The 21,991-nt window shown below is 47.0% G+C and carries 22 protein-coding genes; 12 read left to right on the forward strand and 10 right to left on the reverse strand.

Annotated features, from left to right (window positions below; all coding sequences use genetic code 11):
• Nucleotides 1-9: 9 nt before the first annotated feature.
• The 7 genes from ACYVEA_RS17795 to ACYVEA_RS17825 form a co-directional block, all read right to left on the reverse strand.
• Nucleotides 10-1,995, reverse strand: coding sequence for a M1 family aminopeptidase (locus tag ACYVEA_RS17795; protein WP_461114780.1), 1,986 nt, complete (start codon nucleotides 1,993-1,995; stop codon nucleotides 10-12).
• A gap of 54 nt (nucleotides 1,996-2,049) precedes the next feature.
• Nucleotides 2,050-2,715, reverse strand: a complete 666-nt coding sequence (locus tag ACYVEA_RS17800; protein WP_461114781.1) for a DUF4230 domain-containing protein — start codon at nucleotides 2,713-2,715, stop codon at nucleotides 2,050-2,052.
• Nucleotides 2,716-2,804: 89 nt separating this feature from the next.
• Nucleotides 2,805-4,415: a ribonuclease Y gene (rny, locus tag ACYVEA_RS17805; RefSeq protein WP_461114782.1), complete on the reverse strand. Its 1,611-nt coding sequence runs from the start codon at nucleotides 4,413-4,415 to the stop codon at nucleotides 2,805-2,807.
• 107 nt (nucleotides 4,416-4,522) lie between these two features.
• Nucleotides 4,523-4,810, reverse strand: coding sequence for a cell division protein ZapA (locus tag ACYVEA_RS17810; protein WP_093826893.1), 288 nt, complete (start codon nucleotides 4,808-4,810; stop codon nucleotides 4,523-4,525).
• Between the two features lie 48 nt (nucleotides 4,811-4,858).
• Nucleotides 4,859-5,197: a hypothetical protein gene (locus ACYVEA_RS17815; RefSeq protein WP_093826891.1), complete on the reverse strand. Its 339-nt coding sequence runs from the start codon at nucleotides 5,195-5,197 to the stop codon at nucleotides 4,859-4,861.
• A 133-nt stretch (nucleotides 5,198-5,330) separates the two neighbouring features.
• Nucleotides 5,331-7,760, reverse strand: a complete 2,430-nt coding sequence (pheT, locus tag ACYVEA_RS17820; RefSeq protein ID WP_461114783.1) for a phenylalanine--tRNA ligase subunit beta — start codon at nucleotides 7,758-7,760, stop codon at nucleotides 5,331-5,333.
• A 102-nt stretch (nucleotides 7,761-7,862) separates the two neighbouring features.
• Nucleotides 7,863-8,495, reverse strand: a complete 633-nt coding sequence (locus ACYVEA_RS17825; RefSeq protein ID WP_461114784.1) for a DUF1684 domain-containing protein — start codon at nucleotides 8,493-8,495, stop codon at nucleotides 7,863-7,865.
• A 301-nt stretch (nucleotides 8,496-8,796) separates the two neighbouring features.
• Between ACYVEA_RS17825 and ACYVEA_RS17830 the strand changes: the two genes are divergently transcribed.
• The 8 genes from ACYVEA_RS17830 to ACYVEA_RS17865 all read left to right on the forward strand — a co-directional run bounded on the left by ACYVEA_RS17830 (nucleotide 8,797) and on the right by ACYVEA_RS17865 (nucleotide 15,950).
• The gene (locus ACYVEA_RS17830) at nucleotides 8,797-9,204 is read left to right on the forward strand and encodes a sugar 3,4-ketoisomerase (RefSeq protein ID WP_461114785.1); all 408 of its coding nucleotides are present in this window, start codon (nucleotides 8,797-8,799) and stop codon (nucleotides 9,202-9,204) included.
• Nucleotides 9,201-10,295 carry a DegT/DnrJ/EryC1/StrS family aminotransferase gene (locus ACYVEA_RS17835; RefSeq protein WP_461114786.1) on the forward strand — a complete coding sequence of 365 codons (1,095 nt, stop codon included), beginning with the start codon at nucleotides 9,201-9,203 and terminating at the stop codon, nucleotides 10,293-10,295. Before ACYVEA_RS17830 ends, ACYVEA_RS17835 begins: the two co-directional genes overlap by 4 nt.
• 37 nt (nucleotides 10,296-10,332) lie before the next feature.
• Entirely contained in the window at nucleotides 10,333-11,292 is a 960-nt protein-coding gene (locus ACYVEA_RS17840; RefSeq protein ID WP_461115095.1) for a glycosyltransferase family 2 protein, read from the forward strand.
• Nucleotides 11,289-12,074, forward strand: a complete 786-nt coding sequence (locus ACYVEA_RS17845; RefSeq protein ID WP_461114787.1) for a class I SAM-dependent DNA methyltransferase — start codon at nucleotides 11,289-11,291, stop codon at nucleotides 12,072-12,074. Before ACYVEA_RS17840 ends, ACYVEA_RS17845 begins: the two co-directional genes overlap by 4 nt.
• An 82-nt stretch (nucleotides 12,075-12,156) precedes the next feature.
• Nucleotides 12,157-12,762: a riboflavin synthase gene (locus ACYVEA_RS17850; RefSeq protein WP_461114788.1), complete on the forward strand. Its 606-nt coding sequence runs from the start codon at nucleotides 12,157-12,159 to the stop codon at nucleotides 12,760-12,762.
• Between the two features lie 140 nt (nucleotides 12,763-12,902).
• Complete coding sequence (locus ACYVEA_RS17855; RefSeq protein ID WP_461114789.1) at nucleotides 12,903-13,679, forward strand: PASTA domain-containing protein; 777 nt, start codon at nucleotides 12,903-12,905, stop codon at nucleotides 13,677-13,679.
• 22 nt (nucleotides 13,680-13,701) lie between these two features.
• Nucleotides 13,702-15,570, forward strand: a complete 1,869-nt coding sequence (locus tag ACYVEA_RS17860) for a T9SS type A sorting domain-containing protein (protein ID WP_461114790.1) — start codon at nucleotides 13,702-13,704, stop codon at nucleotides 15,568-15,570.
• 86 nt (nucleotides 15,571-15,656) lie between these two features.
• Nucleotides 15,657-15,950, forward strand: a complete 294-nt coding sequence (locus ACYVEA_RS17865; RefSeq protein WP_093826868.1) for a rhodanese-like domain-containing protein — start codon at nucleotides 15,657-15,659, stop codon at nucleotides 15,948-15,950.
• A gap of 52 nt (nucleotides 15,951-16,002) precedes the next feature.
• Here the strand turns inward: ACYVEA_RS17865 and miaA are convergent, their stop codons facing one another.
• Nucleotides 16,003-16,887: a tRNA (adenosine(37)-N6)-dimethylallyltransferase MiaA gene (gene miaA, locus ACYVEA_RS17870; protein ID WP_461114791.1), complete on the reverse strand. Its 885-nt coding sequence runs from the start codon at nucleotides 16,885-16,887 to the stop codon at nucleotides 16,003-16,005.
• A 329-nt stretch (nucleotides 16,888-17,216) separates the two neighbouring features.
• Here miaA and ACYVEA_RS17875 point away from each other — a divergent pair, with 329 nt between their 5' ends.
• Complete coding sequence (locus ACYVEA_RS17875) at nucleotides 17,217-17,570, forward strand: winged helix-turn-helix transcriptional regulator (RefSeq protein ID WP_461114792.1); 354 nt, start codon at nucleotides 17,217-17,219, stop codon at nucleotides 17,568-17,570.
• Nucleotides 17,571-17,637: 67 nt separating this feature from the next.
• On the opposite strand, the gene ACYVEA_RS17880 is transcribed toward ACYVEA_RS17875, so the two are convergent.
• Together ACYVEA_RS17880 and ACYVEA_RS17885 are read right to left on the reverse strand one after the other, a co-directional pair.
• Complete coding sequence (locus ACYVEA_RS17880) at nucleotides 17,638-18,450, reverse strand: outer membrane beta-barrel protein (protein WP_461114793.1); 813 nt, start codon at nucleotides 18,448-18,450, stop codon at nucleotides 17,638-17,640.
• A 9-nt stretch (nucleotides 18,451-18,459) separates the two neighbouring features.
• Nucleotides 18,460-19,830 carry an SGNH/GDSL hydrolase family protein gene (locus ACYVEA_RS17885; RefSeq protein ID WP_461114794.1) on the reverse strand — a complete coding sequence of 457 codons (1,371 nt, stop codon included), beginning with the start codon at nucleotides 19,828-19,830 and terminating at the stop codon, nucleotides 18,460-18,462.
• 223 nt (nucleotides 19,831-20,053) lie between these two features.
• Between ACYVEA_RS17885 and lysM the strand changes: the two genes are divergently transcribed.
• From lysM to ACYVEA_RS17900, 3 genes are all read left to right on the forward strand, one after another.
• On the forward strand, nucleotides 20,054-20,518 hold the full coding sequence (gene lysM, locus ACYVEA_RS17890; RefSeq protein WP_461114795.1) for a peptidoglycan-binding protein LysM: 465 nt from the start codon (nucleotides 20,054-20,056) through the stop codon (nucleotides 20,516-20,518).
• A gap of 166 nt (nucleotides 20,519-20,684) precedes the next feature.
• On the forward strand, nucleotides 20,685-21,596 hold the full coding sequence (locus tag ACYVEA_RS17895; RefSeq protein WP_461114796.1) for a DUF937 domain-containing protein: 912 nt from the start codon (nucleotides 20,685-20,687) through the stop codon (nucleotides 21,594-21,596).
• Nucleotides 21,597-21,698: 102 nt separating this feature from the next.
• Nucleotides 21,699-21,962 (forward strand): hypothetical protein, encoded by a 264-nt coding sequence (locus tag ACYVEA_RS17900; protein ID WP_461114797.1) that lies wholly within the window; start codon nucleotides 21,699-21,701, stop codon nucleotides 21,960-21,962.
• Nucleotides 21,963-21,991 lie beyond the last annotated feature (29 nt).

The following is a 21,991-nucleotide window of genomic DNA, read 5'->3' on the forward strand; positions in this document are numbered from 1 at the left end:
GCAAAGCGGTCAGTGTACTAAAACTAACCGACTTTGTAAGCCGGCCGGTGTTTCTACTGTGACTGTATAATGTCCGGTTGCTAACCCACGTAAATTAAGTGGCCAGGAATAAGTACCCGGTCGTAGATTCGATTCGCTGGAAGTTCTCACGCGCTGCCCCAGTAGATTCGTCAGTGATACCGTAACGGGCCCAGCCTGGGTTTGCGTAAAGTCAACCGTAAGGGTTTCTGTTGTTGGGTTTGGATAGGCTCGTAGCTCACCAGGTGGGGGTTCTGATATAGCCGTGATAATAGGGGTGCTTTCAGTCGTTTTCAAAATCCAGTTGTTCGGATCAACGACGACACTCGTTACCGCTCCTTTTGTAGGGAGCGAAAACGTTTGATCAGCACGGTCGTTAAACACTGTTACGGTTGTATCCCCTGCGGCCGACTGAACCTTGATCTGTACTGGCATTGTGAATGAACTGGGGTTGCTGGCCGTTGCGTTTCGCTGCTCTAAACGTACCGTTACGGTCGAAGTTGACGTTCCACCTGATAGGGTGGCTTTATAAGTTGGATAGCCTTCACCATAAATCCACTGTTTAAAAAAGTAAGCCAGATCCTTACCTGAAACCTGCTGCGCCACAGCCTGAAAATCTTCTGTCACAGCACTTTGATAAGCCAGTGCGGGCGTAGCAGCGTAGGTTTTTAGAATCCGAAAGAAGGTGCTATCACCGACGATACCCCGCAGCATATGCAGGACAGTTGCACCTTTAGCATAGCTTCTAGATGGATTGAAAATATTGCTGAAATTGCTAATGTCCTGCACATACACGCTTCCCAGGGCATTGCGGGCGCTGGACATAAAATTGCTCATATACGATTGGTAACCTGACTGGTCCCTGACCGACTCTATATAAATAGCTTCTGCGTAAGAGGCAAATCCTTCATTGAGCCATATGTTCTGCCAATCGCGGCAGGTAATCTTGTCACCGAACCATTGATGAGCCAACTCATGGGCAATGGTCGTGGGCGTCAGTGCGCCCACGACCATTGAGCTTATTGTCTGATGTTCCATGCCACCTCCTTCTCCAAATTGAGCATGTCCATATTTCTCGCGCAGAAATGGATAAGGTCCAAAGCGATCAGAAAACAAACTCAACATGGTGGGAGTCAAGCTGAGGTTGCTATGTACCTGTGGGAGTATTTCTGGATAGATATAATGGGTTACGGGCATCGTTTGCGTTCCGTATGTGAAGGGTGTATCGAACTGCTCATAATTCGACATAGCAATCGAAATCAGGTACTGCGCGATGGGGTAGCTGTTCTTCCAGGAGTACGTACGCGTTCCATCGGGATTATCAGTCGTGCTGACAAGTTTGCCGTTGGAAACGGATACAAAGCGGGCGGGTGCTGTGATGCGTACCGCCGACGAATCGGCTTTATCAGCAGGAGTATCTTTACAGGGAAACCAATCGGGGGCGCCGTAGGGCTCACTTAAGCTCCAGATGGCCGGTTCGGCGTTATTCTCATGCCTGCCAAATCGAAAACTGCCCTGAGCGCTACTATTGGGTACGCCCTGATAAAACACGGTTAGCGTGAGGGATTGCCCATTGGACAAGGATTGTGGGAGGGTAATCGTGAGCTTATTCTGGGCGTGTTGGAAAGTTACTTTTTGATTGCCGACCTTAACTGAATCGACGTGAAGACCCTCGCCAGTCGTTGCCGTAGTTGAGTTTAAGTCCAGAAAAAAGCTAGTAAGGCCAGGGGTTATACTTTTAAGTGTGATAGTTGCTGCTCCACGTAAGCTGTTGGGTGTGTGAGTCAGGCGGAGGTCAAGCCCGTAATACGTAACGTCGATCGTTGCGTCACCCGGATAGGCCATCCGTGCTTTGGGATTCGTGGCCAATCGCCCAAAGTAGCGCACCTTACCTGCTCGGCAGAATTGCCCGGCATCATTGTCTAACTGAGCGTTGGTTAAAAGCGGGAGTAGCAGGAGAAAGTAAATAAACCGCATAGTATAAGAGCATTTTTTACCTAACAACGTAGTAGGCATTTGGTTAGCATGCCCTTAGCTTTCGAAAGTACTACCAGAGTTTAATTGCTTGGGTAACCGAGAATCGGCCTCTGCCTGAGCTTTCAGCGCTTCCAGTTGTTTCTGATCTGCTTCGGGGAGCTGCAGTTGCCATCCCATCGAACTCGCCAGTTGATACATCATGTACTGAATCTGATTGTTGGCAATTTTTGGGAGATCACTTTGCATGGCCCGCTCGTTCATGGCTCGCTTAGCTTCGTCCAGAATCTGAGTGTAATCGGCCCCGCTGAAATGGTTCAGGATACCGGCCTGAATGTCATAAAATTTATAATCCGTATCAATTGAGAGAACTTCTGGCTCTGGAAACGATTCAATGATCAGTTTTTTTTCGCCATTAACGGGTGTTTGAAATCGAATTTTGGCAAAATCGAACCCCACCAATACTTTCGACTTGGCAATGATCATTGCCTTTTTCGGGTCATTGAGTAAGTATAAAATCTTTTTTTGATCCTGGTAATTGTAGATTTCAGAGAAGTAGCCTTCGGCCATGACTACCTTAAAAACCTTTTCAATCCGCTCCAGTAACAGCACGGAATCGCGCTGAATATCGGTGATACCCGCACGCTTGCGTAATGTATTTGCTAAGGCAACGCCCCCACCCGCACCAACGAGAATTAACAGAAGGACAGTAAAAAAATCCATATGAGTTAAATGTAGAATGAATAATGCACAATGTATAGTGAGAGGCCAATGCCGCTAACATTATACATTGTGCATTATCATTTACGCTATTACTTCGCGTAGGCCACAGCCCGCATTTCCCGAATGACCGTTACTTTGATCTGCCCGGGATATTGCATCTCTTTCTCGATCTTCTGCGAAATTTCGTACGATAACATACCCGCCCGTTCATCAGAAACATGATCGGCGTCGACCATGATACGTAGTTCACGACCAGCCTGGATCGCGTAGCACTTCGTTACACCGGGGAAATTACCCGCCAGTTCTTCGAGTTCTTTCAGGCGCCGGATGTATGACTCCATCATCTCTCGACGCGCACCTGGCCGCGAGCCCGATACGGCATCACACACCTGCACGATAGGTGAGATCATGCTCGTCATTTCGATTTCATCGTGATGAGCACCGATGGCATTTATGACTTCCGGATTCTCTTTATACTTTTTGGCCAGCTCCATGCCTAGAATAGCGTGGGGTAGTTCGGCTTCTTCAGGCCATACTTTACCGATGTCGTGGAGCAAACCAGCCCGCTTGGCCAGCTTGGCATTCAGGCCCAGTTCGGCGGCCATGGTAGCGCAAAGTTTAGCCACTTCGCGGGAGTGTTGGAGAAGATTCTGACCGTAACTTGATCGAAAACGCATTCGTCCAACCATCTTGATCAGCTCAGGATGCAGACCGTGGATGCCAAGATCAATGACAGTACGTTCGCCAATTTCGACGATTTCGTCCTCAATGTTCTTGCGGGTTTTAGCCACAATCTCCTCAATACGGGCGGGGTGAATACGGCCATCCTGCACAAGTCGGTGCAGCGATAGGCGGGCAATTTCGCGTCGGACAGGATCAAAACCTGAAATGATGATGGCTTCAGGTGTATCGTCCACAATAATTTCGACGCCCGTGGCAGCTTCCAGCGCACGGATATTTCGGCCTTCACGACCAATAACTTTCCCTTTTACGTCATCGGATTCGATGTTGAAAACTGATACGCAGTTTTCAATGGCGTGCTCGGTAGCGGTTCGCTGAATAGTCTCGATAACGACTTTTTTAGCCTCTTTCGTTGCTGTTAGTTTCGCTTCTTCTACTATATTTTTGATATAGGATGACGCACGACTTTCAGCTTCAGCCTTCAGCGTTTCGATAAGTTGCTCCCGCGCCTGGTCAGCCGAAAGGCCCGCGATTTTTTCGAGCTGCATCAACTGATCAGCCATCATCCGGTCGGCTTCCTGCTGTCGCCTGTCAACATCTTCCCGACGTTTGTTTAACGCATCAATTTGCTGATTGAGGCTATTCTTTTGTTGACCAAGCTCATTACGTAGTTGATTAAGTTCACCTTCGCGATTTTTTTGCTGATCAGCCTGCTGATTGAGTTGTTGTTCGCGTTGTTTTAGCTTGGTTTCGTTCTGAAGAAGGATATTTCGTTTTTGATTCGTTGTTTCTTCAAACTCAGTTTTTAATTTAAGGTACTTTTCTTTGGCTTCGAGCATCCGATCTTTCTTGATGGTTTCGGCCTGTAATTCCGCATTTTTCAAAATAAGTGCGGCTCTTTCTTCTGCTTCTTTCTCGTGCTTTGCGCGAACGCCCGCCATCATCTGGCGACCAATTAATATGCCAATGCCACCCCCCGCGAGGGTAGCAAGAATCGTTAACCAAATTGGAATGTCCATCGGACTATATCGTTAGGATTGAACAAATAAACTATCAATCTGCTGCGATACGAGTGCTCTGAACGCTAACTCGGGGTACTATATAGGGTGGACAGCCCGCCGGTTGTCTATGTTGTAATGACCGGCGTGACGACCTGGTCTAATTGAGTTATTTTGTCAAACACCATTTGTTGTAATCTCTGCATTTGTCGTTCTCCTCTGAGCTTAGTGACTAAGCAGTCGAAGGCTACCATAGCCAGGGCTTCCTGTGTATCCGTGAAGCCCTGATCCCGATATTGTTTCAGTTCTTCCTGAATAAGCTTGGCGGCTTCGCGCACAATGGCTTCCGCTTCCGGCTCTACACGTAGTTTGTAGGTCCGGTCGGCTATTTTTACGCGAATTGGCAGTTCTTTCATCGCTGCAGTCGGCTCAAGTGGCGCCTAAACCACGGAACCTATTTGGGTTTATGACAAACTACTCAAATGAGCTATACACCGTTCCAATTCCCGGATATACTCGTCGAGTTGTTGTTTTAATTCAGCATTCGTATCTGTCTTAAACAGATTGTCTTTTACAATTATACCAACATCTTTCGACTTTGGTGTGTTTTTTTCGGAATTAACATGTTTTTTCCGTAACTCTTTAAACTCAGTGTCCTTTTCTCTCAGTTTTTCACCAAGCGCGAGGTTCTCTACTTCGAGCTCTTCAATCCGGTTCTGGGCATCCGTGTATGCATTTCTGAGCAAGTTGAGCTTGTGCTCAAATCGCTCAACCAAGGCAATAATTTGATGTTCGCTAACCACAGTTTTAATGAGTGAAAGAGCGAAAGAGTAAACGAGTGAAAGAATGAATCAAAGCCGCTGGTACAGTAAAAAATTGCTTATCTATTTTTACTGCACGGCCTTTCACGCTTTCGCTCTTTCACGCTTTCACCAATTATTTACGGATGACAGCCCCTAACTCCTGCTCAAATGCATTCATGAGCCGCTGCATAGTTTTGTCAATGGTTACATCGGTCAACGTTTGCGTAATGTCCTGCAACAGGAAACTGACAGAATATGCTTTTTTCCCCGCGCCGAGATTTTCGCCCTCGTAAACATCAAAAACATTTATGGCCCGTAATAATTTCCGTTCTGTCTGGCGAGCCAGTCGACTAATTTGTTCGAAGGTAATGACTTTGTCGAGCACAAGCGACAGATCGCGCCGGACTTCTGGAAACCGGGGAACTTCTTCATAACGTGCCTTGCTACTCGCTAGTTTGAGCAGCGCCTGCCAATCGAAATCAGCATAGAACACAGGCAGCTTTAGATCCACTAATTTAGTCAGTTTGGGCTGAACCAGGCCCAGACTGACCAACGGTTTTTTATTCACTACGTAGGTCAGCCCGTACTGAAAATACGTTGCGTCAGCAGGTTGGGTGTCGAACGATTTGATCCGGAATAAGTTCAGAATTCGTTGAACCGCCGTGGCCAGATCGTGAAAGGCTACCGGCTGACTTTTCTGAAGCCAGCTTTCAGGCTCCTGATTACCAACAATGGCCAGACTTAACCGCATTCGTTCAACGTATTTCGACTGGCCCTCTTCAAGTTGTACTTTAGAATAGACTTTGCCGAACTCAAAGGTTTTCAGGTCTTTCTGCCGTCGGTTCAGGTTGTACACCAACGTTTCGAGCGATGAAAACAGTAAGGTCTGCCGCATGACTGATAACTCCTCGCTGAGTGGATTAAGCAGCGTTACATCAGCACCCGGCAACGAAGATCGGACCGCATCATTATAAGACGGACGCGTAAGCGACAACGTCAGGATCTCGTAGAAACCATTAGCCGCCATCAATTGCCCAACGCGGCTCTGCCATTGATCGGGATCAGTTTTGGGAAACTCCGATAACGATTCAGCCGTCAAATTGGTCGACAGTGGTACGTTGTCCAGACCATAAATCCGTAGAATTTCTTCAATCACATCGGCCTCGCGCGTTACGTCCACACGATAGGGCGGAACAATAGCTACAAAGCTATCAGCGGTCGTTTCTTCTGCCCGGATATCCAGCGCTTCCAGTATACGATGGATTTCGATGTGATCAATCTTGATCCCTATCAGCCGGTCGATGTTGCGGTAACGTACCGGCACCCGAAACGGCTCAATAGGAGAAGGATAGATATCCGTGATGGCTGAACTGATGGCACCCCCGGCTATTTGCAGAATTAGCAGTGCAGCGCGTTTGAGTGCAAAGACCGGCATGTTCGGATCGGTACCTCGTTCGAACCGGAACGACGCGTCGGTTTTCAGCCCATGATGCTGGGCCGTCTTACGAACGGACGTAGCGGAGAAATAAGCTGATTCGAGGAAAATACTGGTCGTTTCTGTCGATACCCCCGAATACTTTCCGCCAAATACGCCTGCGATACACATGGGTTTTTCGGCATCGCAAATCATCAGGTCGGTAGCTGAAAGCTGACGTTCGATGCCGTCAAGGGTTACGAACGGCGTACCTTCGGGCAGGGTTTTAACAATGACTTGATTTCCGGCAATCTTAGCCGCATCGAACGCGTGAAGCGGCTGGCCGAGATCGTAGCAAACGTAATTCGTTATGTCCACAATGTTGTTAATCGGGTTCAGACCAATGGCCAGCAACCTTTGCTTGAGCCAATCCGGCGATTCGCTAACGGTTAGACCCGTAATGGTCACACCCGTATACCGTGGGCAGGCTTTTACTTCCTCTACCCGTACATCGAGCGTTAAGTTGGTATTGCTCACGCTGAAAGCGTCCACCGAAGGGAGACGTAGCGGCCGGTTCAGAACCGCTTTTAAATCACGGGCCGTACCATAGTGGGACGCGGCATCGATGCGGTTTGGCGTAAGACCGATGGCAATCTGATAATCGGCTTCAAGATTGAAATAACGGGCGGCCGGTGTGCCATTCGGCAAATCCGTTGTGAGTACCATAATGCCGTCATGAGACGTGCCAAGACCAATTTCGTCTTCAGCACAGATCATACCTTCTGAGGCTGCTCCCCGAATTTTGGCCTTCTTGATCTGAAACGGTTCACTAGAAGCAGGATGTAACGTAGCGCCCACAAGTGCCACTATAACTTTCTGTCCAGCGGCCACATTGGGTGCACCACACACAATGGGGAGTGGTTGACCAGCGCCAACATCTACCGTTGTCAGGCTTAATTTGTCAGCATCCAGGTGTTTTGTGCAGGTCAACACTTCTCCAATGACGACCCCTTCCAGACCACCCGGTATAGCGTTAATCTTCTCGATTCCTTCAACTTCTAACCCCGTTGCGGTCAGGATTTTGCCAACTTCTTCGGGTGATTCGGGCAATTCAATAAACTCTTGTAACCATTTATAGGAAACTTCCATACAGCGGCAAAGCAGATAAATACCGCAAAGTTAGCCAATAGGTTGATTGACTACTTGATGAATAACGTTATTTAGCCTGAATAATCTTACGCATCAATATACTCAGTCGTGTGCTACGTATTTCTCCCCAGCTTTTATCGCAACAGAAAGTGTATTTTCTTTGGGTGGAAGCGGACAGGCATAACTAGGATTATACGAGCAATAAGGATTATAAGCTGTATTGAAGTCCAGTATAACGCGATTATCCGTTAATTTATCAGGGTTAAGTTCGATATAGCGGCCCCCACCGTAGGTTTCCTTACCCGATGTCGCATCGCGAAACAGAATGGAGTACGTCTTATCGAGTTTTACGACCAGGAGTCGGCAAGCTTCGCCATTCAGGCTAAAAACTGCATGGGCGAATTTATCGTACACTTCTTCGCTGCCGTCGGTCATGGTGACCACAAGTTTCTGAGTTTTGTCAGCAAAAGGTTCGAGTCGGGCCGCTACACGATAAGTCGGGTCAGGGGCAAAATAGGCTAAACCCTTGAAGGTAGTTTTGTCTGGAATCGGCGACTCAGTACTGGTTTTGAGAAAATGATCTTTCTCTTTACGTTCAGCGTCTACCTGTTGGCGGTATACTTCCGGTTTGACGGATTCGTCTAAGCTAGAAGAATCACCGTCGAAAAACGTATAGTATACTACTACTATGACAAGCAGAAAGAGGGCTGGCAGGAAAAACTTATTCTTCAACATTATTATGCGTCATAACCAATCAGAATTTCATTGGTTCATCAAAAAAGCAAATAAAAAAGTAAAATAGTCAACTAACTGTTAAGATCTTAATTTCATAACAAAATATTAAAATGTTCTTAAGCGAAAAATTAGAATTATTCGGATTCGACGGGTATTTTTCGGTAAAAATCATGCTTCTTCTCCTCGGCATGATGTTGGTAAGTTAGTTGCATCTTTGATTTAGTCGTTTCGATTTAAATCGTTTTTTAATATCTTTATCGACTTAATTACCTCTTGCTGCGATAAACATTTCTGCCTGCATATGGCCCAACTTTACGAACTGAAAACTTTTACGTCTGGAAACGGTAATCTAACCGTTTTTGAACATATTATTCCTGGAGTGATCCAGCGGGTTTTTTATATCTATGATGCCGGTCATACAGCGCGGGCCGGCCATCGGCACCATCGGGCCTGGAACGCCCTTATTTGCGTGAGCGGCAGTTGTCGGGTATATACTAATAATGGCAAGGAAGAAACCATATTTCGTTTAACGAACCCCCGAGAGTGTCTTGTATTGACGCCTGAAGATTGGCATACGATGGATGAGTTTTCGGACGATGCTATCCTGCTTGTTGTGTCAAACGAGTTATACGATAAAGACGATTATATCTATGAACCCTATCCTAACCATCGACTGGCCAGTGATTCGGTGATGGCTGATTCGGAATGATTCCGTTTCTGGATCTGAAACAGGTAAATGAACCGCATCAGACAGCTATCCAAGTAGCTATCGATCGCGTTTTAGCCTCAGGCTGGTATATTCTGGGGCATGAGGTCGATGCTTTCGAGCGCCAATTTGCTGACTACTGCCAAAGTAAGTATTGCATTGGCGTTGCAAACGGGCTTGATGCACTGACGCTGGTGTTGAAAGCGTGGGGTTTTCCCGAAGCCTGTGAAGTAATCGTGGCCTCAAATGCTTACATCGCATCCGTGCTTAGTATTACCCACGCCGGACTAACCCCCGTTTTCGTGGAGCCCGACCCACAGACCTATTTGCTTGATCCGGCACGAATCGAGTCTGTTATTACGTCCCGAACGAGAGCCATTCTGCCTGTTCATCTCTATGGCCGCTGTTGCGACATGGCGCCTATCAATGAATTAGCGCAGCGATACAATTTAAACGTACTGGAGGATGCTGCGCAGGCGCATGGGGCAACTTATAAAGGCAAACGGGCCGGAAGTCTTAGCGACGCGGCTGGCTGGAGTTTTTATCCGAGCAAAAATCTAGGCGCCTTGGGTGATGCTGGCGCTATCACCACAAACGATGCTGAGCTAGCAACCCGGTTGCGGGCCTTGCGAAACTATGGCTCGTTGCAGAAATACGTGAATGAGTATCTTGGACACAATAGTCGTTTAGATGAATTGCAGGCAGCCATATTGTCAACTAAACTGCCGTCGCTTGATGCCGAAAATCGTCGGCGTAGAGAGCTAGCCCGGAAATACCTGACTGGCATCCTTCATCCAGACATAGTGTTACCACCCGCTGATCAATTTGAACAGGACGTTTGGCATTTGTTCGTGATTCGGCATCCACGACGGGATGCTTTGCGGACGTATCTGCACCAAAAAGGCATTGGTACAGACGTTCATTACCCAATTCCGCCCCATCATCAGCAAGCTTATGCCGCCTATGCGCAACTGTCATTCCCAATTTCGGAGCAATTGCACCGCGACATACTTAGTCTGCCGCTCAATTCGGCGTTGACGGATGATCAGGCTATATATATTATCGAGATGATTAACCAATTTAGTGACATCTAAGCGGGAAACACTACGTAGTGCTTTTGCCTTACACCCTATGCAGCTAACCGTCGTTATCCCTGTCTACAACAGCGAACGGACTATTGCTCCGTTGGTCGAGCGGTTGCAGGCGTGTCTGGCTGAGCAGGTATTCGAAGTTGTACTGGTGAATGATGGTAGTGCTGATCGTTCGGAAGCGATCTGTCAACAACTGGAGAACCAATATGCAAATGTGCAGTTTATATCGCTACGTCGAAATTTTGGCGAATTCAACGCGGTACTCTGTGGACTTAATCACGCCAGTGGGCAGTACGTAGTCATTATTGACGACGACTTTCAAAACCCGCCTGAGGCTATCCTAACGCTCGTTACAACGGCCGAAACAGGAAATTATGATGTCGTATATAGTCATTACAAACAGAAGCAACACCACTGGTTTCGAAATCTGGGCAGCTGGCTCGTTAACAAACTAACGACCTATTCGATTGGCAAACCTCATGATCTTTACCTGTCGAGCTTTAAGCTTATCCAGCGCGACGTAGTGAACGAGATTATCCGTTATCGTGGGCCTTATCCCTACATTGATGGCCTTATTTTTCGGGTAACACGCAACGTGGGTAGCGTTATGGTACCGCATAACTCGCGGGCTGAAGGTCGTTCAAGTTATACCGTTAGCAAGCTTATTGGTTTATTTATCAACGTATTTGTTGGGTATTCGCTTTGGCCAATTCGGGTATTCACAGGGCTTGGTGCTCTATTATTCGGCCTGAGCCTCCTGAGCGGTCTACTACTGTTAACTGGCTGGCTGAGTAAGACGATTATCATTCCGGGCTGGGGCGTTGTTGCCTGGGCTGTCAGCGCTGGTTTAGGCATACAACTCCTCTTTTTGGGCATCTTAGGCGAGTACCTGGGCAAATTATTCATGGCCTATAGCGGTTTGCCACCGTATGTAGAAAAAAAACGAGAGATGGCAACACCGCCTACCCCCCGCCCCGCTCCACCTGCTTATAAACTATGATCGGTCGCTCGGAAGAATACGAAAAAATGTTTCGACTGGAAGGGCAGTTGTGGTGGTATCGCCATCTGCACGAGCGCGTAGTTGACGCGTTGGAGCAACAGGCTGGAGTACGTCGGGACATCCATATTTTAGATGCCGGTTGCGGAACAGGTGGCATGCTGGATTACTTGCGTCAACGAGGGTATTCAAACCTCAAAGGCATCGATGGCTCAGCTGATGCTGTTGCCTTTTGTCATGAGCGCGGTCTTCCCGTTACGTTCATAAATCTGAATGACCTTGCCCGTTTTCAGCCAGACGTTCGATACGACGCCATCATTTGCAATGACGTATTCTGCTACTTTCCTGATCCTAACTTGTCAAATCTATTAACTGCTTTGGCGCATCGACTGAAACCCGACGGCATTTTAATAAGCAACAACAACGCCTTCCAGGCCTTTAAGGGGCAGCATGACCTGGCTGTTGGCATTATTCGACGGTTTGTGCTCGCCGATTTTAAGCGATTAATGCCCACTGCCGGACTACGTATCAAGCAGGCAACGTACTGGAGTTTTCTGTTGTCACCCTTAATTCTAGGCATGCGACAATGGCAACGATTGCAACTGGCACTCGGCTGGCGAGCACCCGAAGAAGCCCGGTCAGACGTTTATTTGCCCAGCGCCTGGCTCAATGAAACACTATACAGAATCGTCCGGATCGAACAAAAAACGCTCCGCCGAACCCCATTTGGTAGTTCGCTGTTCATAGTAGTCAAAAGCCGTCAGTCACTAGTGGATGAAGGTTAGCTAATAATAGGGCTTATACCTCAAGCGTAAGACAACTATCGACTAATGACTATCGGCTAAAAACTATCGACTTACGACGTTTATGTTTACGGGTATTATTGAAACCACCGGTCTTGTATCGGCTGTTGAAGAAGAAGGCACAAATCTTACGTTTCGGATCGAGTCGGTGCTGGCTCCCGAGCTGAAAATCGATCAGAGTGTTAGTCATAATGGTGTATGTCTGACGGTTACCAGTATTGCTGATGGCAGCTATACGGTAACGGCGGTAGACGAAACGCTCAAAAAAACGAATCTGGGAAAGTTGAAAATTGGTGACCGGGTGAACCTCGAACGCTGTATGCCCGCTAATGGCCGCTTTGATGGACACATCGTACAAGGGCACGTCGATCAGACGGGTATATGCACTAATGTGCAGGATATGAACGGTAGCTGGCTATACGATTTTCAGTATGAAAACCTCGAAGCTGAGCCCTCAACTCAGAACGTAACGGTCGAAAAAGGGTCCATATGTATCAATGGCGTGAGTTTAACCGTTTTTAATTCGCAGCACGACACCTTTCGGGTTACGATCATTCCTTATACCTATGAGCACACTAATTTTCGTGAGCTGAAAGCGGGGGATGAGGTCAATCTGGAGTTCGATATTCTGGGAAAGTATATTAAAAAAATGCTGGTAGGGTATCGGTAGCCGTACACAAACCATTAATTTTACCGACAAAATTTTGTTATCATTCCTAGTCATCAGGCCGTTATTCGTTAGGATAAGCGATAACTCGCCAGGCTGATGAGTGAGTAGCTGATGATTATGAAGGACTATTTTACAAACGAATGACTAAAATCAGCACCCGCTCCTTTTTTGACCTGCTGATCCATGTTGGCACTATTCTGGCCTTGCTAACTGCGTTATTTCTGGCGTTCTTCTTCGTTTACCTGCCGTTTACAACCAACCACGGCCAAACGATCACTGTGCCCGACGTAACGAACCAGAGTATTGAAGAAATGCAGAACCTGTTGAACGACCGCGATCTGCGCTATGAAGTTGAAGATTGCACGTTCGTTGTGGGAAGACCTCCACTGACGGTTATTCAGCAGTACCCAAGAGCTAATTCGAAAGTAAAAGAGGGACGTAAAATCTACGTAACAATTACCAAGCGCGTGCCGCCCATGGTACAGATGCCTCAGTTAGTCAATCTAACACTACGTAGTGCTGAACTAAATTTAAGGTCATTAGGACTGGCCATGAACCCGCCTATTTATGTGCCCGACGTGGCTAAAAATGCCGTACTCCGACAGCTATATAATGGGAAGGAAATCAAACCTGGGAACCCCGTGCCCAAAGGTGCCAACATTGATCTTGAAATTGGTGATGGTCTGGGAAGTACAATGTTTGAGATTCCAAACGTTGTAGATTTACCACTCGATGAGGCTAAGCTGGCTATTCGGGGGGCCAATCTGAAGGTTGGTACCATAATTTCTGTTGAAGACCCCGAAAAGGTAGTCGGTACAGTGGTTCGGCAGCGTCCCGAACCGCGCTCCGGTGAACGTATTCGCGTTGGCGAAACAATGGATTTGTGGGTTGTGGGGCCAATTGAGCCGGATCAATAAATTGCTTTCGGCACAAGACCAAATGGGAATCGCTTTGCTTAAACAACCTCATATATTATCTTTTGCTGAACGGCTTCTGTGCGGCTTTTTGCTGGTTTGGTGTACGTTGCTGGCATCAGCAACCAGGGCGCAAACGCCACTAAACCTACCCTTTTTCGAAGATTTCTCGACAGCCAGCGGCCAACCCGGCCTCGACCGGCCCGACGTTTCCCGCTGGCAACCTGGTAGTGGTGTTTACATCAATAATACCATGGCTATTAACCAGCCAACGGTTAATGTAGCTTCATTTGATGGCTTGATGGCGAACGGCTTGCCCTATGTGCAGAATAATCCGCTGGCGCAGGGGTATACCGATACGTTGACATCATTGCCCATTACTATGGCAGGCTTGTCAGCCAGAGATTCGGTGTATATCAGTTTTTACTGGCAGGCTAAAGGACTTGGTGAAGCGCCTGATCCGGGTGATTCACTGAGCCGTCAGGCAGCCGATTCACTTACTCTTCAATTTCTGGACCGGACGGGCGTCTGGAAAACCGTATGGGCGAAAGACGGCGGTATTGTCAATAATAATTTTTTTCAGGTCTTTGTACCTATCCGTGATGCGACCTATTTTCATGCAGGCTTTGCCTTTCGGTTTCGAACATTTGGGAAAGAATCTGGGCCATTCGATACCTGGAACCTCGATTATATCTACCTAAATAAGGGCCGTTCAGTAAACGATAGGTTTGTGAAAGATGTGGCGATGCGGCAGGCACTAACGCCTTTTTTGAAGCGCTATACGGCCATGCCTTTGTCGCAATACGTAGTGAACCCGGCCGCTGAGACTGCCGATTCAGTTAATACGGATAGTAATAATCTGTTCAATAACTTCAACTTCACTACGTTTCACTTCACTGTACGTGATGAGGTGTCGGGGCGTATTGTTCAAAATGATCCGCAGACAAGCTCACTACTTATTCCGTCTCTTAGTTCGCAGGGGAAATCAGCGAAGCCTGCGCCCGTTACGGGATTCGGTTCGGCAACAAAAGCCATGCTTCGGTATAAATTCGATCTTCTGACGACGGATGATCAGAATCCATCGATTCCTGGCATTAACCTTCGTCGGAACGATACCATTTCAGCCGTAGCTGCGCTAGCCGATTATTACGCTTACGACGATGGCACCTGGGAGTATGCACAACAGCTCAGACAACAGGAACAAATTGCCGTGCGATTCATTCTTAACAAGCCTGATGCAATGTCGGGTATACGAGCTTGTATCATCCCCTTTACCACAAATCAAACGGGTCAGTCATTCGTCATTAATGTATATAGCAACAGGGGTGGCAAACCGGGTGCTGTTCTTTACCGACAATCTTTCTCAATAAAATATCCGGCTTATCGGAATGGGTTTGTCGACTTCCCGTTTACAAAAAACGTTTCGGTGAGGGACACTTTCTTTGTTGGTTATCAGCAGGTTAGTAGTAGTGATACAACGTATTTGCGCTTGGGATTTGATAAAAATAGCCGGTTTGGTGCGCAGATTTTCTACAATGGTGGAACCAACTGGGAGCAAAACCAGACGTCATCTTCACTCAATGTACAGGGTGCTTTCCTGCTACGTCCGGTGATGGGGGCTAAGGTCGACTCAATCGTGACCGCTATCCCAGAACCCACCCCACTAGCTCCCCTGCAAGCGTATCCGAATCCAACCTCAGGGCTGATTCGCTGGGATGAATCGCGGTTAACCCGGTTAGAGGTAATGAATAGCAGCGGACGAATGCTTCTTTCGCTCGAGCCAGCCCGTGGGCAACAAACGGCAGATTTGAGTTATTTACCCGACGGATTTTATTTAATTCGGCTTTGGGCAGACCAACGTACAACCGTACAAAAATTGATTATACAGCACTAGCTAGTTATTTTGGGTGGTCGTTAATGAGTAAACGCTGTATTGCCATTAACTGAACCTGATCAACTAACAACTATCGATTACTACTTATGGATATTACCGTACAGGAGCTAAAAGAGCGGCTCGATAAAGGCGAAAAGCTGAATTTGTTCGATGTTCGTGAACCGAACGAATACGAAGACGACAACATTGGTGCTACACTCATTCCGCTGGGCGATTTATCCTATCGCTTAGATGAGCTGGATGGCTTACAGGATGAAGAAGTTATCGTTCACTGCCGGTCGGGTAAACGTAGCGGCATGGCTCAGCAGATTCTGGAGCAGAATGGATTCAATAATGTCCGCAATGTTATTGGCGGTATGTTAGCCTACCGGGCGCAGTAGAAAGATGTATGATATAGGATGTAATTGACTGGTGAGAGACACAGCATGCATCCTATATCATAGTTAAAATCTTTTCATCTTCGTCTGGTCCGAACCACTGATAATTTCCCTGATTTCGGAACCAGGTAAGTTGGCGTTTGGCATAACGCCGGGAGTTACGTTTCAGCAAGCGTACCATTTCTTCGTAATCATAGGTGCCATCCAGATATGGAAATACTTCCTGATAGCCAACCGTCTGTAAGGCTGGCAAATGGCGGTAGGCAAGTAGTGATTGTACTTCGTTAACTAAGCCGGCTGCCAGCATAGCATCCATACGGGTGTCTATGCGAGTATATAATTCCTCACGCGGTCGCTCGATCGCAACCATCACCGATCGAAATGGTCGTTCGGCAGGTTGCTGTCGTCGAAACGACGAATAAGCCTGACCCGATGTCAGGCACACTTCCAACGCTCTTGTTACCCGAATCGGATTTTTCAAATCGGCGGTTTGGGCATAAACTGGGTCAAGCTGGCGTAACTCATTTTGAAGCGATTCCAAACCTTCCTGTTGCAATCGGACAAATAGATTTTCCCGAAGAGAAGAACTAACTGGAGGAATAGCGTCCAAACCGAAGCAAACCGCGTTTATATATAGACCCGTTCCTCCCGACAGAATCACTACGTCATTTCTCTGAAATAATATATCCAGTAAGGCAAGGCACTCCCGCTCGTATCGTCCGGCGTTTACGGAGTCTATAATGGTGTGGGAATCAATAAAATGATGCCGCACACCGTTCATTTCAACAGGCGTAGGTTTAGCTGTTCCAATAGTAAGTTCACGGTATAGTTGCCTTGAATCGGATGAAACCACATCCGTTTTAAGTGACTTGGCAAGCCTAACGCACAAGGCGGTTTTTCCAACAGCCGTAGGACCAGCCACAATGAGTAATGTTTTCAAGTAGTAAATTGAATAAGTTATTGATCCGGAAAGACGTCGAAAAATTAATGTGGCAACTACTAATTTGTGTGCTGTATTGTCAAAATAAGGTTGGCAAAAGGCCGTTTTTGTGAAAGCGAGACCGCTAATTGATAAGTGCAAAATGCTTATAAACAATCACATTTTTTTTTTGTTGATTAGTAAAATGCTACAGTAATTCTGGTAGTTATATGTTCCACAAATTAGTGTTTTTAATGTAGAGTAAGAACAAATATATATATTTGTTCTTACTCTATAAGTCTCTTTTAATCAATAAATTACACACCTAGAGGTTAGCCTTTAATGTCAATATGAACGAAAAAGTAAGTGATCTGGAGTCATCTGAATCCAAACAGATAGCACTCAAAAAAACGTTAGATATTATCAGCGGGAAGTGGAGATTGTATATCATTTATCAGTTAGGTAACGAAGCCCGTCGCTATGGTGAATTACGGCGGATGATTCCTGACGTGAGTGAGAAGGTTTTAATTCAGGAACTCAAAGCACTAACCAGCTTAGGGGTAGTAGAAAAAAAAGCATACAATGAAGTTCCTCCGCGTGTTGAATATCGCCTGACGACAAAAGGTCGGCAAGTATTACCCTCGCTACTTGACCTTACTACCATTGGCGAAGTCTTTCTGGACCCGCCAACCGACGGCCAATAGCCTACTACGAAATGCGGCCAGGAGAATGAATTGTACCTTACAATTCATTCTCCTGGCCGCATTTTATTTAAAATACTTTGAATCCCAGTGAAACCGTGGCAATGCCCAGGAATCCTGTAATGTTTGAATCTTTATAAACACCACCGACGGGCACGGCATAGCGCACGTCAACATCTAAAAATGGCATTGGCGTATACCCTATTCCTAACTCCAACGCGTAGGTAAAATCCTTCACCTCAAGATTTTGAGCCGTATATTTATTCAGCAGATCCGTTGAGCTGGTAGTAGTAGGGATATCAGTTTGTGGAAAACTAACAGACGAATTCGCATTAAGGAAACCACCCGTAGTTCGTTTGTTTTCAGCCTTCTGGACAAAAATAAAGTTCGGGCCAGCATAGCCACGTAACTTCCCGTCCATCCACCGTTTGCCGATCAGAATTGGTACGTCAACAGCTTCCAGAATTGATTCTGAGGTCGCGTTTAGCGTGGCGCTCAATATGCCGGGCTGCACACTGATAGGCAGAGCGTTGGCAATAAGTGGATTCGCATTGACATCGAGTGTAACATTCGTTTTTTGCTTCAATACGAAACGATTGTAGGTCACGTCGGCCTGTATGAAAAAGTTGCTAAAGTTTTTCCGTACCCACAATCCTCCTGAATACCCAAGGCCGATACCATTGTTTTTGTTTTCCAGTTCGGGTACCTGAACGCTCCCAATTGATTGAGCCGGAACATGCGTGAAGCCATGCGTAAACGTACCGCCCCCTTTAATGCCAAATTCAATGGATCGGGTAGGAGAAGTTCCCAATGCCGTTTGGGCCATAGTGGCCGATGCGCTTACCAGAAGTAACGCTATTCCTAAAAGTTGACTTATTTTCATGAGTGAGGTCTATGGTTGTAGTAGCACACGACGGTAATTGGCGGGATTGACCGGCGCAATAGTCGAGCTATACTTTGTGTTGATTCCTTTAATGATTTCATTGGCCATAAGCGCATAACCGGCGGGTGTCAGGTGAATACCATCCAGGCTGAACACGCCCCCCTGAATAAAGTCGCCTTTGTAGGTGATGCCGTTTTGCGTGAGTCCACTTGCTGATGTTACTTGGCTCAAAACAGTATTTGGATCAACATAAGCGGCCCCTTTTGCATCAGCCTGTGTTTTCATTATAGTATTAAAATCGGCGATACTGGCATTCAGCGCAGCCACTTCACCTGCATCCAATACCGTCTGATTGGGCAGCGGATTGGTTGCACTTAAACCAAATGGGCCTACTTTCGTGCCAACGGCTGTGCTACCAATGTTGGCATAGTCCAGTGCACTGGTCAGTAAAAGCAAATCGCCTGCCTGCGTTGGTCGAACGCCAGCCGTTGTTTGAACCACCAGCGCCGTCAGAGGTGTTGTTGGCTTTAAAATCGCGTTAAGCTGGGCCAGTACTAAAGATATAGTTAACGTTGAGAAGAGCGGGGCCGTGGTAATGTTAGGAATGCCAATAACAACTCCTTTACGCCCACCTTCCGTCAATTTATTCATCATGGCCGCGAAGTTGGTTGTAAACAAGGCGGATGGTGTCAGCGGTGTTGTACCACCCGACCTAGCAAATCCCAGCGCGTCATTGTTGCCTAACCAGCAGGAGAAAAAAGTTGCTCCAGTAAGGTTGTCGCTCACATATTGAAAATACGTTGTAGTTTGCCCCACATCGGTCGCGGGTAGTAACCGTTCAAAATAAGGATTTCCCTGTTGAGAACCGTAGCCTGCCGATAGAACATCGGCCACCCTGATTCCCGGAACACCTAAGTTCTGATTGGCCCCGCTAAACTTGGTGTATAATGGTTTTCCGGCCGAATTGGTCCCGCGAACGGCCGCTGGCGCCACCTGAGCAATTGACGTTATGAGGCTGGTAGGATCAGCTAACGACGGCACCTTGATGAGTTTGCTATAGCCAGATCCGGCTGCCTGCGCTTCGGTAAAGAGAGGCTGCACAAAATCACCACCGCCCACCGTTTTGAACTGGCCAGCCAGAATATTCGGGTAGGAGTTGAGCTGCCCTTCGCGGTACAAACCACCATCCGTCGCATTACCATTGGAAAAACCGGCTGTCAATGAGTTGCCAACGGCTACGTATTTAGTGAAATCTGCATTCCCTTTGCTGGGTGTTTCACCACTACCAGCACCAGGATCAACGTCATTATTTGTACAGGCGACCAGACCAACTAATGTAGTTAACACCAGCCCCCATCGTATTTTGTTATTGAAATGCATTCGAGCGTACTAGGTTGATTGTAGGAAAAATAGATAAACTTGTAAAAAAGAACGTAAAAGTATTGCTTTTTGTGTGACCTAATTGGCCTTTCTGCGTAAAACTTAACAGGTCATAATGGAAGGTTCTAAAACAATCGTTACCCGAGCATGTTGTTTCAGCTAAAGTCGTTGGCGTAGTTGTCAGCCTTTCATTCAATGTTTCATTAAAACTATTACTAAACAAATGGGTCTATTATCATTTTTCAAAGGCGTAGGTGAAAAGATTTTTCATAACGACGCGCCTGCCGCGCCAGCCGAAGCAGAAAAGGTTGAGCCAGTTCGGGCACAGGCCCTGCTTGATCACGTTAAACAGTTAGGGCTTGCCTATAACACATTAACGGTGAAGACGAAAGGCGATACGGTCACTATAACCGGTTCGGTAAAGTCGCAGGAAGATTCTGAAAAAATTGCTCTAGCTGTTGGTAATGTAGAGGGCGTTTCGGCTGTGGACAATCAGTTGACAGTAGATCAGCCAACTCCAGAAGGAAAATATTACACCGTAAAGTCGGGTGATTCACTATCCAAAATCGCCAAAGAAGTGTACGGTGATCCGTTGAAATATGGGGTCATTTTTGAGGCTAACAAGCCAATGCTGAAAGATCCTGATCTGATCTATCCTGATCAGGTACTACGTATTCCGCAACTGTAGAAACACGAATATAACCAGTAAAAGGGGTACAGCCTTTCAACAGTAGCAGGTCCTGGAGGCAGCATGTTGGAACGCTGTATCCCTTTTAACTTTATAACCCTACAACCTCAAAACGAACATTCGACCAAATGGCGAGTTTAATGGGTTCCAACTCAACGAAAAACTTATGGCCGTTCATTTATTATCCTACCTAAAAGAGCAGTTCACGCCCGCGGTAGTTGACCAGCTTAGTGGCGAACTAAACGAATCGTCTGCCAATACCCTAAAAGTTATTAATGGTAGCCTGCCAACGCTTTTAGGTGGACTGACCCGACGGGTTCAAGCTTCGGGCGGTGCATCAACTATTATTAACTTCCTGGACAAAAATAACTACGGCACAATTCCTCTCGATGTTAGTCAAGGCATAAAAACGTACCAGAATACAGCAAAGACAAGTACCGCCGGACAGGCGTTTCTGGAAGCCATTTTTGATGATAAACTCGATCGAACAACCGAACTCCTTAGCGTATATAGTGGCACAAAACCGCAAGCTACCTCAACCATTCTGGGTTTAGCGGGTACGGTGCTCATGGGCGTCCTGGGGCGGCAGGAACAGGAAAAAGGGCTTACTGCGGAGAGCCTGACCACGTTATTACTGGGCCAGGCCACGGAGTTTCGTCAGGCATTGCCAAATGGGCTGGGTGGAATTGATAGCTTGCTTGGCTTCGATGAGCTCGTAACACCTACTGGCCCACAAACGGAGGTTCAGGGCACTGATAACTTTAGTGGAACGGTTGTTAATCCTAATATTCCCAAAAGCCCTGAGGGCGAACGTCGGCATGAAAATGTACGCTGGCTTCGTTGGGCCATGATCGCCATCGCCGTGTTGGTATTGGGGCTGCTCATACAAAAGTGCAGTGAGAATCAGAATGGTGTTGATGGAGTTAGTACCGATTCTACGTCCCGCGTTGAATCAAATGCTGTTGAAGATACGTCGGCGGCTACGAAGGAAAGCGTTAAGGAAGCCCACGGGCAGCCGTCTGATTCAACAGCGCCCGGTCCACTTGGCATCCGCGATTCGTCAAAGCTTAATCGGTAATAGGTTACCATTGCCTTATTAAACTGTTCGTTCTGGCAGGACAAATTCCGGCCAATTGAGTTAACTATTTGTTTGTAACTCTCTATCAACGTTCTATAGATTATGATACACAATCGCGCAAGTTCCGGCCATTCCTGGTTGCTGGCGAGTCTTATTATTGGCTCAAGTTTAGTTTTTGGAAGTTGTTCCGGTAATAAAAAAGAAGCGAGTACTGAAACGACCACCGCTGCCAGCGACAGCTCGGTGTTTGGTCGGCAGGGAGACACAACGAATAATAGCCTGAACGCTCCTGAACAGGCCCCGCCTGATAGTGGCGATCGGGGGGCTGTTGTGCCGGCTGAAGTAAAAGTGAGACCTAAAAAATAACCAATTCGTCAGTAGAGCTGGGATTGACC

It is taken from the genome of Spirosoma jeollabukense (assembly GCF_054777855.1).